The sequence below is a fragment of the Pradoshia sp. Z4_20 genome (assembly GCF_058216035.1).
Genome location: NZ_JBZAJD010000001.1, coordinates 383,524 through 397,108, shown reverse-complemented (window position 1 = coordinate 397,108; position 13,585 = coordinate 383,524). Strand labels below are relative to the sequence as shown.

14 protein-coding genes are annotated in these 13,585 nt (G+C 39.1%); all 14 read right to left on the bottom strand.

Going from position 1 to position 13,585, the window contains the following annotated elements:
- On the bottom strand, window positions 1-1,896 hold the full coding sequence (dxs, locus tag AC4BHP_RS01930) for a 1-deoxy-D-xylulose-5-phosphate synthase (RefSeq protein WP_139892485.1): 1,896 nt from the start codon (window positions 1,894-1,896) through the stop codon (window positions 1-3).
- Window positions 1,897-1,901: 5 nt separating this feature from the next.
- Window positions 1,902-2,516 carry a CNNM metal transporter family protein gene (locus AC4BHP_RS01925; RefSeq protein ID WP_066104932.1) on the bottom strand — a complete coding sequence of 205 codons (615 nt, stop codon included), beginning with the start codon at window positions 2,514-2,516 and terminating at the stop codon, window positions 1,902-1,904.
- Between the two features lie 719 nt (window positions 2,517-3,235).
- The gene (locus AC4BHP_RS01920) at window positions 3,236-4,123 is read right to left on the bottom strand and encodes a polyprenyl synthetase family protein (RefSeq protein ID WP_066104933.1); all 888 of its coding nucleotides are present in this window, start codon (window positions 4,121-4,123) and stop codon (window positions 3,236-3,238) included.
- Window position 4,124: 1 nt separating this feature from the next.
- Window positions 4,125-4,361: an exodeoxyribonuclease VII small subunit gene (gene xseB, locus AC4BHP_RS01915; RefSeq protein ID WP_066104937.1), complete on the bottom strand. Its 237-nt coding sequence runs from the start codon at window positions 4,359-4,361 to the stop codon at window positions 4,125-4,127.
- Window position 4,362: 1 nt separating this feature from the next.
- On the bottom strand, window positions 4,363-5,706 hold the full coding sequence (gene xseA / locus AC4BHP_RS01910) for an exodeoxyribonuclease VII large subunit (protein WP_066104940.1): 1,344 nt from the start codon (window positions 5,704-5,706) through the stop codon (window positions 4,363-4,365).
- Window positions 5,707-5,815: 109 nt separating this feature from the next.
- Window positions 5,816-6,664: a bifunctional methylenetetrahydrofolate dehydrogenase/methenyltetrahydrofolate cyclohydrolase FolD gene (folD, locus tag AC4BHP_RS01905; protein WP_066104942.1), complete on the bottom strand. Its 849-nt coding sequence runs from the start codon at window positions 6,662-6,664 to the stop codon at window positions 5,816-5,818.
- Between the two features lie 39 nt (window positions 6,665-6,703).
- Entirely contained in the window at window positions 6,704-7,090 is a 387-nt protein-coding gene (gene nusB, locus AC4BHP_RS01900) for a transcription antitermination factor NusB (RefSeq protein ID WP_066104944.1), read from the bottom strand.
- A 372-nt stretch (window positions 7,091-7,462) separates the two neighbouring features.
- Window positions 7,463-7,870, bottom strand: a complete 408-nt coding sequence (locus AC4BHP_RS01895) for an Asp23/Gls24 family envelope stress response protein (protein WP_066104947.1) — start codon at window positions 7,868-7,870, stop codon at window positions 7,463-7,465.
- A 29-nt stretch (window positions 7,871-7,899) separates the two neighbouring features.
- Entirely contained in the window at window positions 7,900-9,252 is a 1,353-nt protein-coding gene (gene accC, locus AC4BHP_RS01890; RefSeq protein ID WP_066104950.1) for an acetyl-CoA carboxylase biotin carboxylase subunit, read from the bottom strand.
- 13 nt (window positions 9,253-9,265) lie between these two features.
- Complete coding sequence (gene accB, locus AC4BHP_RS01885) at window positions 9,266-9,757, bottom strand: acetyl-CoA carboxylase biotin carboxyl carrier protein (RefSeq protein ID WP_066104953.1); 492 nt, start codon at window positions 9,755-9,757, stop codon at window positions 9,266-9,268.
- Between the two features lie 753 nt (window positions 9,758-10,510).
- Window positions 10,511-11,068, bottom strand: a complete 558-nt coding sequence (locus AC4BHP_RS01880) for a SpoIIIAH-like family protein (protein ID WP_066104956.1) — start codon at window positions 11,066-11,068, stop codon at window positions 10,511-10,513.
- A gap of 20 nt (window positions 11,069-11,088) precedes the next feature.
- Window positions 11,089-11,748 carry a stage III sporulation protein AG gene (spoIIIAG, locus tag AC4BHP_RS01875; RefSeq protein ID WP_066104959.1) on the bottom strand — a complete coding sequence of 220 codons (660 nt, stop codon included), beginning with the start codon at window positions 11,746-11,748 and terminating at the stop codon, window positions 11,089-11,091.
- Window positions 11,745-12,371, bottom strand: coding sequence for a stage III sporulation protein AF (gene spoIIIAF, locus AC4BHP_RS01870; protein WP_066104961.1), 627 nt, complete (start codon window positions 12,369-12,371; stop codon window positions 11,745-11,747). The genes spoIIIAG and spoIIIAF overlap by 4 nt, the downstream gene beginning before the upstream one ends.
- 12 nt (window positions 12,372-12,383) lie before the next feature.
- Window positions 12,384-13,580, bottom strand: coding sequence for a stage III sporulation protein AE (gene spoIIIAE / locus AC4BHP_RS01865; RefSeq protein WP_066104964.1), 1,197 nt, complete (start codon window positions 13,578-13,580; stop codon window positions 12,384-12,386).
- Between the last annotated feature and the right edge of the window lie 5 nt (window positions 13,581-13,585).

The window sequence follows — 13,585 nt, the reverse complement described above, 5'->3', positions numbered from 1 at the left end:
TTAATACGCCTTTTTCGTCACTTTATAGGTCATCTTAGATAATTTTTCTACCACTTGTTCAGCCGTTAGGTTAATATCATGAAGCAATTTACCAACGCTGCCATGTTCTACAAATTCATCCGGTATTCCAATTCTTTCGATATAAGCTTTATGGAATCCATTTTCCTCTGCAAATTCAAGTACTGCACTTCCGAAACCACCCTGAAGAACAGCTTCTTCTATTGTTAGGATTGGCAAATTGGCAGACATTAATTCAGCAAGCATTTCATGATCCAATGGTTTTATAAAACGAGCGTTTACTACCTTCACATGAATATTATCCTTCTGAAGTCTATCAGCTGCTTCCATCGCCATTGGAATGGTTGTGCCGAATGTTAATATGACAGCATCATTTCCTTCACGCAGGACCTCCCAAGTACCAATCGGGATTGTTTTTAGCTCTTCATCCATCGGAACACCCAAACCATTTCCTCTTGGGAATCGCATGGCAATTGGACCATCATTATATTGAATAGCCGTATTCACCATATGCTGTCCCTCATTTTCATCTTTGGGCATCATAATAACCATATTAGGCATAGGGCGCAGGAAGGAAATATCAAATACACCCTGATGGGTTTCTCCATCTGCTCCAACAAGTCCTGCCCGATCAATTCCAATGAAGACATTTAATTTTTGTCGGCATATATCATGAAGAACCTGGTCATAAGCACGTTGCAGGAATGTAGAATAAATCGCCAGGAATGGCTTCATTCCCTGCGTGGCAAGTCCTGCAGCAACAGTAGTCGCATGCTGTTCCGCGATTCCGACATCAAACATTCGATCAGGGAATTCAGAAGCAAATCCGAGCAGCTTCGAACCTACCGGCATTGCCGGAGTAATCGCTACAATCCGCTCGTCTTCTCTCGCCAATCTTCTGACAGTCTCGCTGACAAGTGCACTCCATGCCGGAGGTGCATTCAATTCCTTGATTATATCGCCTGTCTCGATTTTATATGGCCCCGTACCATGCCACGTACCAATTGCATCTGTTTCCGCAGGTTTATAACCTTTTCCTTTTTTCGTAATCACATGCAAAAGAACAGGACCTTTTGTTTTTTTAGCATATTTAAGGTTTTCAGACAAATCTTCAAAGTCGTGTCCATCAACTGGACCTAAATAAGTAAAGCCCAGTTCCTCAAAAAACATTCCGGAAACAACCAGATACTTCAAACTGTCTTTTATACGTTCAGCTGTATTAGCAAGCTTGCCACCCACAGCCGGTATTTTTTTAAGCAGTTGTTCCAGCTCATCTTTAACATAGTTATATTTGCCTCCTGTCCGCATTCTTCCGAGAATAGAATGCAGGGCACCTACGTTTGGAGCAATGGACATCTCGTTATCATTTAAGATAACAATCATATCTTTTTTTTCATGTCCTATATGGTTTAATGCTTCAAGGGCCATACCACCTGTTAAAGCACCATCACCAATAATAGGAATGATAAAGCTTTTTTCTTTTTTCAAGTCACGAGCAATCGCCATACCCATTGCAGCTGACAAAGAAGTTGAGCTATGACCTGTCTCCCAAACATCATGCTCACTTTCATTCATCTTTGGAAATCCACACAGCCCTTTGTATTGACGGAGAGTTTCAAACTGACATGCCCGCCCTGTCAATATTTTATGAACATAAGACTGATGGCCGACATCCCACAAAAATTTATCCTTTGGGCTATTAAACTCCTTATGTAAGGCGAGCGTTAACTCTACTACACCCAAGTTTGGTCCAATATGCCCGCCGGTAACAGATAGTTGTTTAATTAAAAAATCCCTAATATCCTGTGCCAAAGACTCCAATTCCGCATTGGACATCTTTTTAAGAAAAGATGGGTCTTTTATGGATAGCATATCCATCAGGATCACTCACTTTCATTTCTTTTTCTTTTGAGTCTCTTTCCCTTATTTTCCTTTATAATAACAATTTGGAAATGTTCTTCGAGAATGTACAATACTTTGCCCACTGCAAATATAATATCCTTTGAATATCGAATAGCAAGGGTTTTGCCCATTGCTTTACCGCCCACTGTCAATGCTGCGATTAAACTCGTTAAAATAATCGAACCAACACTTTCAGCTACTGACGCTTCATTCCAGTCAAAGCTGATTGATAATTGCACAATCACAATTGCAGTTGCTGTTCCACTAACAATACCCGAAATATCCCCGATTACATCATTGCAGAAGCTTGCAAACCTATCGGCATTTCGAACGATCCGAATAGAATGCTTCGCTCCGTGTACCCGATTGGAGGCCATTGCATGAAAAGGAATTTCATCAGCAGCAGTAGCTGCAATACCAATCATATCAAAGAAGATACCAATAAGTACAATGCTAAGAACAATCGCCAAACCACTTATCCAACCAACGCCATTTAAAGCTACGGTAGATACGACTGTAAATATAGCTGCAAGAAGAAACGTAATAACGGTAATCGTAACTGTCCATCTGGCTGATTCTTTCAATATTTTTTTCATAATATATATACTCTAACCATCCTATATGCAAAATAAAGCCTGCTATCAGCAAGCTTTTAAAGTAATTTTTATAGGAGAGTGGTCATATAGGAAGTTAATTTTACGGCTTAGGTCCAGTAGGATTTCCCAGTCAGTTACCGAATGTCGCCATATCGGCGGTTCCCCTTTAAATCTGACTCAACTGCGTTTCCGTCAATTGGACTGGATTGCCACTTAGTCCGTACCTTAATCCTTCATATATGTCATTGAACAGTCTAGGAGATTTCCCCGACAGCCCTTAACCAATTCTTTAGCCTCTTTTGCAAAGCCGATTTCATGCGATGGCAGTAGATATATCAATGGCCAACTGATGTATATACGCTCCTTTCGCAATCCCCTCAAACTTCACTCAAGGCAGGCTACGCTGCACACAGTTTCCTGTTTATGCAGGTTTTCCAATATTCCAATTTATTTTCAAATCAGAATAAAGCCTCCGCGAAACCAGGGTCAACGCCCACATGCCATTGTGGATCGCCCTAATTCCTTACTTCCTGAATCGACCCAAAGCTGGGCGCCCCGAGCCAATCCAAGAACCATCATCGATGTGCCCTTTAGTGAATTTTTAGGCTCACTCTCCAGAACGGTAGACCGACTAGAATACTGCACCACTCTTAGATACCAAAAAGTATAGCATACATCATAATTCTAGGTAAGTGGATTTGGATGGAAAACCTTCCAAATCAATGGTCACGGTTTGCTACCAATTCAACAAACTTCAGTAATAAGGTCTCATTAAAATCAATTTCGGAAAGTAATATTCTTGCTGAATGAATATGCTGATCCAGCATTATTTTAGCTTTATCCATTGTTAAAAGGGATGGATATGTACTTTTATGATTAGTAACATCGCTTCCTACAGGTTTACCTATTACACTTTCGGAACCCTCAACATCAAGAATATCATCGCGGATTTGGAAAGCAAGGCCAAGATGGCGGGAAAACTCCCTTAGCTTCTCCTTCTGTTCCAAGCTTGCTCCCGCAAGTATGGCTCCGGCCATAATGCTGTACCCAAGTAGTTTACCAGTCTTATTTTCATGGATATACTCAAGACCCTGTAAATCAACACCATTTTCCTCTGCTTCTATATCGGCCACTTGACCCCCAACCATGCCCTCAGCTCCGGCTGCTCTCGCCAATTCAAGAACTAATTCAAGTTTGACTGACGGGTTTATTTCATATTTAGACTGATTAGCAACGACTTCAAATGCTAATGTAAGGAGTGCATCGCCCGCCAGGACTGCCATTCCCTCTCCAAATACCTTATGGTTCGTTGGCTTGCCTCTTCTTAGGTCATCATTATCCATACACGGGAGATCGTCGTGAATCAATGAATACGTATGTATCATTTCAATAGCACATGCTGTATCAAGGCCAATCTCTCCCTCTTTGCCAAAGGCATGTAAAACAGCCAGCACTAATAAAGGCCTTAGTCTTTTTCCGCCGGCTTCCAAAGAATAACCCATTGCCTTTTGGAGAGTTGACGGGGTATTTAAATTAGAGACGATTTCTTCCATCCTTGACTCAATTTGATGTTTATTACTATTTAAGAAGGAAGCAAACTCTTCCATGTTACTCCTCCTCATCAATGGAAAATGGCTTAAACGCATCTTCTTTCATAATTAACGTTAATTGCTCTTCAGCTGTTTTAAGCTTATCATGACACCATTTGGATAACTCCATTCCTTCTTTGTAAAGATTAATCGACTCTTCCAATGGTACTTCTCCATCCTCGAGTCGCGCCACGATTCCTTCAAGCTTAGACATTGCCTCTTCAAATGTGATAGCAACCTCTTCCTTTTTACTCATATCAATCACTCTCCCTAATATCATTAACCGTACAGTCGATTTCACCGTCTTGTACAACAACTGTTATTTGATCGCCTATTTTTACAGACTCAGTTGATTTTATCAAGTTATCTTCATCTTTATAAACCAGTCCAAACCCCTTTTCCATAATCTTAAGAGGGCTGACTGCCTCAAGAAGCGTTACCGTATTCAAATAATCCCGCTGTTTACTTTTAACTGTATGGACAGCCGCACGGGTCATGCGAGACTCTATTTGTTCAATTTCACGTATTTTTCTCGATATCGAATTCAATGGAATATTACGCTCCACCGCTTTCGTGAGTGCCAACAATTGGTCTTGTTTACGTTCGAAATAAAGCTTGCTGTTCCGTGAAATACGCTCCGCCACTCTATCCAGCTGCTCTAATTTTTGTTGATATAACAGGTGGGGATATTTGAAAGCATATGATTTATGAATAGCAGACAAGCGATTTTTCTCTGTTTCAATCCGCTGATTAGAGTAACGAATCAGCTTCGTTTCCATTATAGTAATCCGTTCTGCAATATCACTTACCCTTGGCGCTGCCATTTCTGCTGCCCCAGTAGGAGTAGGAGCTCTTAAATCAGCTACAAAATCACTGATCGTTGTATCTGTTTCATGGCCAACAGCTGAAATAATCGGTATTTTAGAAGCATAGATAGCTCTTGCGACTATTTCTTCATTAAATGCCCATAATTCTTCAATAGATCCACCGCCCCGACCGACAATTAAGACATCAATCGGATACTCATTTGCTTGTTCAATCGCTTTTACGATAGAGGGTGCTGCCTGTTTCCCTTGAACTAAAGCCGGAAAGATCAAAATTTCCCCAATTGGATAACGCCTTTTTAAGGTCGTAATAATATCGCGAATCGCAGCTCCAGTTGGAGACGTAATCACTCCAATTTTAGCCGGAAACAGGGGGATTGGCTTTTTATACATCCTTTGAAAGAGTCCTTCTTGCTCGAGCTTTTTCTTCAACTGCTCAAATGCAATAAAGAGCTCTCCAATCCCATCAGGCATCATTTCTTTTATGTACATTTGATATCCGCCGGTAGGTTCATAAACACGTATTTCTCCTCGCAACAGAACCTTCATCCCGTTTTCAGGAGTAAACGCGAGCGATTGTGCAGATTTAGCAAACATCACCGCATTAATTCTTGATTTATCATCCTTTAATGTCAAGTACATATGACCGCTGGAATGCTTTTTGAAATTTGATATTTCTCCCTTTACATAAATATCCGCAAGATGAGGATCTGCATCAAATTTTCGTTTAATATACTTGGTTAAGGCGGCCACAGTTAAATATTGATTTTTCTCCATTTTATATATGGCCTCCTTCTTCGAATTATTATTTTACACATAAAAAAGCTGCCGTAAATGTTATTATAGCAATTTTCGGCAGCTTTTTATAATCATACTCTTTATTATTTTACAAAGATTTTTTAGCAACTTGAACCGTATTATACATGAGCATCGTAATTGTCATCGGACCAACACCACCGGGAACAGGCGTGATATAAGATGCTTTGTGTATGACATCATCAAAATCGACATCACCGCATAATTTATTCGATTCATCCCTGTTCATACCAACATCAATTACTATAGCGCCTTCTTTTATATCATCCGCTTTAATCATTTTAGCAATTCCCACCGCTGCAATCAGGATATCGGCCTGCTTAGTGAAGTGTCTCAGATCGACTGTTTTTGAATGACAATAGGTTACGGTCGCATTCTCATTTAAAAATAGCTGTCCGACAGGTTTGCCGACAATATTACTTCGACCCACAACCACAACATGTTTACCGGCAATCTCAATTCCTGTTTTTTGTACCATTTTTAATATCCCAAATGGTGTACAAGGCAACAATGCCTCCTGCTTGGTCATCATTCGGCCAATATTAATTGGGTGAAAACCATCTACATCCTTAGCAGGATCAATCGTTTCAATTACCCGTTTTTCATCAATATGCCCCGGTAAAGGTAACTGAACTAAAATCCCATGGATATCCGGACGATGATTCAGCTCTACAAGCTTATCAAGAAGCCTGTCTTCGGAAATAGATGCAGGGTAGGTGATCAACTCGGATTTCATCGCCAATTGTTCACATGCTTTTTCTTTATTTCGCACATATGTTTGCGATGCCTGATCGTCACCGACCAGGATAACCGCAAGACCTGGTATAATGCCGTTTTCTTTTAATAATTCAACTTCACTTGCAATCTCTTCGCGGATTGTTGCTGATATCGATTTCCCGTTAAGTATCTGTGCCGGCATGACAGCAGCTCCCCCTTAAAATCTTATCATCTTTTCTATTTATAAAGATTCTTTTATCTTGGATAATACTGCATTAATAAACTTCGGAGACTGATCATCCCCAAATAGTTTAGCTAATTCGATTGCTTCGTTAATGGCAGCGTTCTGCGGAACTTCTTCGTTGAATAACAGTTCGTATGTAGTTATTCTTAAAATATTACGATCTATATTAGAAAGACGGTCCAATTTCCAATTCTCTAAATTGGATATAATAAGACTATCTATCTTTTCCAACTGATCTGTCGTTCCATTTACCAATTGAACCAAATAGGGATCTGCCTCTGATTCTTCCACCACATGTTCTATAGCTAGTTCTCTTTCTACTTTCCCAACGTCTATTTGAAAAAGAGCTTGAAGAGCTTTTTCTCTTGCCTCTCTGCGTTTCATGAATAATTCTTACTCCTTTACTTTCGAAAAGTACACTAAACTTTGTGCACCTCGTATCATATATGAAATCATACCACATCATGACAAGTAAAGGTAGTATAGTAACATCATTTAAAGATTGTCATTAAGTGATTTACTATTAACTTACCTGCAGATGCGAACGACATCTTAGATCTCCCATTATTTCCCTTATAGTGAACTATATACAAAATTTGTTTCCAAAAAATAAAAGCACTCAGTATGGCTGATCTACCCCAAGAAAGTTAGATGAATACCTAACTTAATATAGGGAAGTTCAGTTCTGAGTGCTTTTTAGTCGGTGCGTCAGTGCCACAATGAGGGCAGCCTATACACCATTAGTTATACAATTATTTAGATTGTATCCTGGTAATCTGATTCAGCTTTAGCTGTTTCAAATTGAATGCCAACAATATGAATATTCACTTCAGTTGCTTCAAGAGCAGTCATATTTAATAATGTTTGGCGGATATTCTCCTGTGCTTCCTGAGCTACTTTCGGGATAGATACACCGAATTTCACAAGGCAATAAACATCAATTTTAATGCTGTCCTCATTAAGTTCAACTTTTACACCTTTGCCATGATTCTTTTTACCAAGCTTTTCTACAACACCTGAAGCAAAATTACCTCGCATTTGGGCAATTCCTTCTACTTCACTTGCTGCTATACCAGTGATCACCTCAATAACTTCAGGGGCAATTTCAACCTTGCCCAATCCATCATCATAGCTCTCTAAATCTACTGTTTGATTTTGTTCCATGTCATACACCTCCAAATCTTCTACCTCTATTATGGATTCATAACGTCATAAGTTTCAAGAAATTTTGTGTTAAAATCTCCAGAAACAAAAACATCATGGTTCATTAACCTTAAATGAAAGGGTATGGTTGTTTCAATACCTTCGACTACAAATTCTGATAATGCACGTTTCATTTTTTGAACAGCTTCGTCTCTCGTTGGAGCATGGACTATCAATTTTGCTACCATAGAATCGTAATATGGAGGAATAAAATAGCCTGTATATGCTGCCGAATCAACCCTTACGCCAAATCCACCTGGGGGTAAATACATTTCCACTTGACCCGCTGACGGCATAAAATTTTTATTCGGATTTTCCGCATTGATTCTGCATTCAATTGCCCAACCGTTAAATTGAACATCATTTTGCTCAACCGATAATTTTTCACCGGAGGCTACTCTGATTTGCTCCTTAATTAAATCAATTCCAGTCACCATCTCTGTAACAGGATGTTCAACTTGAATCCTTGTATTCATTTCCATGAAATAAAATTTTCGCTTGTGATGATCGAAAATAAACTCAACTGTTCCCGCTCCGGTATAATCGACAGCTTTTGCTGCAGTCACTGCCGCTTCGCCCATTTCGGCTCTCATTTCACTATCAATTGCAGGCGAAGGTGTTTCTTCTACGAGCTTTTGCATTCTTCTTTGAATTGAACAATCTCTTTCACCCAGATGGATGACATTCCCAAACGTGTCCCCTAAAACCTGAATTTCAACATGGCGGAAATCTTCAATAAATTTTTCAATATAAACACCGGGATTGCCAAAAGCAGTTAATGCCTCTTGGCGGGTAATGCGAAAACCTTTTAGCAGATCGGCTTCATCTCTTGCTATTCGAATCCCTTTACCGCCGCCCCCGGCAGTCGCTTTAATAATGACCGGATATCCGATGTCAGAAGCAACCTGAATGGCAGCATCTTCATCATCCACAATTCCTCTCGAACCTGGCACTACCGGTACACCGGCCGCGCGCATGGTCTCTCTAGCTACATCCTTTGTACCCATTTTTGAAATGGCATCCGCTGACGGGCCAATAAAAATCAGATGACATTCTTTACACATTTCGGCGAAATCAGCATTTTCGGCTAAAAAGCCGTAGCCTGGATGAATAGCATCACATCCTGTTAATTTTGCCAGACTGATTATATTTACCTTATTTAAATAACTGTCCTTAGAGGCAGTGGGCCCAATACAGTAGGCTTCATCCGCAATTTGTACATGCAGGGCAGTTTTATCAGCTTCAGAATAAACAGCTACCGTTTCAATATCTAATTCCTTGCAGGCGCGGATAATTCGAACGGCAATTTCACCACGGTTTGCAATTAGTACTTTCTTTATCATGAGTCGGTTCCTCCTATTCGGCTTTTACTAAAAACAGAGGTTGACCGTATTCAATCAATTGGCCATCTTCCACCAATACTTCCACAATCTCACCGGAAACTTCAGCCTCAATTTCATTAAACAATTTCATCGCTTCCACAATGCAAACAATTGTATCCTTCTTAACTTTTTCACCAATTTTTATGTATGGGTCTTCATCAGGCGATGATGCTCCATAAAATGTGCCAACCATTGGCGAAGTAATCTTGTGAAGGTTGGATGGTTGTTCTGTTTTTTCTCCCACAACAGGCGGTTTCTCTTCTATACTCTCAGATTGAACCTCTTGTTTAGATACAGATTGTACTGCCGGTGCAGGCACTGGTGCATCTGTTGGTTGTATACTGTTTTCTAATCCAGTACTTTTAATAATTTTTATTTTTGTACCCTCTTGTTCAAACTCAAACTCATTAATAGTTGTTTGGTTAATTAATTTTATAATTTCTCTTATTTCCTGTACTTTCATCAGGAACCACCCCTCCTATTTATGACCAGATACTAATATAATACTATAATAGCTGGTAGAAATTCAATTTTGATAAATAGATACCCCTTTTGCAATTTTCTAATTTTTGTTAAAAAGATTATTAAAAAAATCCAGTTATTCAGTCTGTATGCGCATACAAAACTTACTCTAGCTGCTTGATTCGGCAATGAAGTGAGTAGTTTATTTCCTCAAAAAAAGCATTTAAATTTCACTAATAAAATCTCTATAGATCAATTTAGAAGCTTTCCTAATTTAACTCCCTCCTCTGCTTTCTCTTATGGCAGGTTATTTACAAGTTCGATAAAAACACCTCACAATCCTTTTTATTTACATATAAAATTATTGGATTGTTTACTAAAACTAATAATCCCACCCTGAGATGAGCTACGTTAAATATCTGTAAAACTATATAAACAGAATTTTGCCGGCCTGCTTTTAAAGAGTTTCCTAATCTCTCTGGACGTATTCCAGATAATCACAGATTACCTAAAATCCTTTTTCAGATACGCCAACTTGTCCGATTCCATTTTTATTTACTGATGGCTACACAGAGTATAGCTTCCTGCCAATACTAACATTTTGAGAACACTGTTCACCTAATTACGCTCCATCATTTGCTGGTAGTTGTGATTTGAATTATATAAACTAGCAATTATGGAGGGGAATTGCTTTTAACTCTTTCCTTACACCAAAAACGATATCGGCAGCTCACCGATATCGTTTCATAGATTGGTATTATTTTTCCGGTTGAAATTCAACAGCAACTGCATTTGTTTTGCCAATTTCTTTTGTGACCATTTGGATAATTTCATTTGCAGCCCCTGCATCCTGTTTATCAGCTTTTACAGTAATTTGAATTTGATCACCATCAGCCCTTACCAATGCGTCTTTATAACCAAGCGCAATAATCATCGTCTCTAGCATATCCTCTTTTGTGGACATTTCGGCCAATGCCTCAATCTGTGCGTGTGCTTCCACTCTCTCTTCTTCCGATAAATCGCTTGAAGCAACTTTATTTGTCAGTTCCTCTTTCTGCCTGCTTCTTTCATCATTCAGATCAATACGCATCGCTTCAAAAATAGAATCACTTGATTCATTTGTTATAACTGTGGAAGACTCTTCATTTTCAGTTGAATCTTTAGACGAATTTGTATTTGTTTTTTCTTTCGTAGTCTGAGTATCCTGTTCCTGATTTACCGCTGTATCCTGTGGTGTTGTTATATAATATACACTTAGCACCGCCACCAAACTTAACATCGTCAATAACCAAACTGTTTGCTTTCTTAACAACATATTTTTCCTCCTTAAAATCCTTATTTTTTAGCTGATACGGCTACACGGTGACTTGGTACATCCAGCACCCTGGTTACCGCATCAATGATTTCCTTTTTTACACGAACATCATCTGCTCCCTTTGCCACAATTAATACTCCACGAATAGCCGGTTTCTTCGTTTCTCTAACCAGAGGAACCTCTTTATCCCCTTCGCGTATAATCACAATCTTTTCATCTGTTGAAAAATCCTCAACCTTTCTCTGCCCGCCATCACGGTCTGTTTCTTCTGTTGTTTGGCGCTGCGCGACTGAATTCTTTTCGTAAACCTTTGTTTCTGTTGCGTCAATATTGACGATAACGGATACATTTGATACCCCTTGCATCGTTTCCAATGTACCCTTCAATTCACTTTCATACATTTTTTCAATATCTCCGATTGATCCAGACTTTTTTGATGAAGTTGATTTCCAGGTCGTGACCGCTTCCTCTTCTTTCTGATTTTGCGTAGAACTCGCTTGAAAAACTTTATTTGTTTGTCCATTTTCAGAGGTGGGTTTATTCGTAAACATGCTTGCCACCATCAGTAATATACCGGCAATTAAAATAATGGCAAGATACCGATATGTTTTCTTTTGTTTGCCTCCCTCATCTCCTTTGGACAATAAGTCCTTAATCTTTTGAATCCAATCATTCTTCAAAGCCCATCACCCCCTTCATTTAATCCGATTACAATTTTATTTGAATCGATCCCCCATATATTAGATAGTATTGTGGATAGTTCGGATGACGGTATATCATTCATATTGGTTTGTTTCTGATCAATGTTAATATCAATTTTTTCTACGGGCTGCACAACCTCTGAGCTGGACTCTTGGCTTTCTGCCACAAATACGTGTATGGTTTCAATATTTTCTACATTCATTTCTCCATTCTTATCCAAAAGTGTAATTGTAATATCTTGAATGGCATAATTACTTTGGTCCATCAGCTCCTTTTCTGCTTCATTCTTTAATTGGACAGCCATATGTTCCAATATATATGCCTGCTGTGTCTCTTCTATTTCTCTTTTCTTACTTTCCATTGAATTTTCTAATTTTGGATTTTTCCATGTACTGCTCTGCATGATTTTTTCCTGAATGTTACTTGTAAAATTTTTATTAAAAATAGATAGAATGGGAGCGATGAAAACAGCGATCAAAAGTAACCCGATAACTAGCTTTGTATATTTCTGCATGGTTGAGTTTGGGAGGAGCATGTCCAAAATGATCGCAAATAAGATAAAAACGATTATATTAGTTACCCAGTCAGTTAAAATACTCATTCATTCAGCCTCCTATCGAACCATCATCGTGATATTTCCTGCAGCCACGATTACAGTAACGGTCAGGAAGAACATAAGGCTGACAATGGCCAATGCAGCGAAAACGAAAATGATATTTTTGCTGATAATCTCGAGACACTTAATCATCTGCCCAGCTCCAAGCGGTTGTAAAATCGCTGCAGCCACCTTATATACCATGGCGATTAACAATATCTTTAAAGCTGGAAAAGCTGTCATAATCAATAGAATGACCACACCCGCTATCCCAACTGTATTTTTTAAGAGGAGAGATGCTCCAATTACGGTATCAGCTGCATCGGTAAACATCCTTCCAACTACCGGAATAAAATTCCCAGTCACAAATTTTGCTGTTCTAATCCCAATTCCATCCGCCACTGCAGTTGATACTCCTTGCACGGAGATCACTCCTAGAAATACGGTCATGAAGATACCTAGCAATCCCACACTCCAGGTTCGTAATAAACCAGCTAATTGAGTGACCTTGTAGTGCTCAGAAAGCATGCTGACTATGCTTAGCAGAGTCGATAGAAATAACATCGGCAAAACAATATATTCAATTAACGCTCCGCTCGTATTCATTAAAAACAGGAGCATCGGATGAAAGAATGCTGATGACAGAACACCTCCAGAGCTTGCGATTAGCGCAAGCAATAAAGGGATTAAGGCAACCAGAAAATCCGTGATGGCGGCAATCGTATCTATCACATAATCAACTGCTACATAGAAGCTATTCAGTGCAATAATCATCAAAACCATAAAGACAATTGCATTTGCCACTTTACTGACAGATGTTTTTTCAAATGTGCTTTGCAATGTTTGCAGAAAGACACTGAATACAGTCAACAGAATGAGCGTTCCGAGTAATTTTCCATTAGCAATAATTTCATGGAAGATGAATTTGAGAATACCACTGAGCCATTCTTTTAAAGAGAATTTTTTCTCTCCACTTATAAAATCTACAAAGCTTCCTTTTTGGGACTCAGGCAAAAAACCTCCATATTCCTCGTAAACCGAATCCCAAAATTGTTTTAAATCATCAAGAGGAATATCGCCCACATTAAATGTTTCAACAGCCTGCGTTTCTTCTGGCAAATCAGTAGAGGTGGGAGAGGCTTGAGTTGTTTGGCCATTGCTTAAGCTAAGAATTAGAAATAGAATGATGATACTTGTCCACTTTAATTGCTTCATTTATT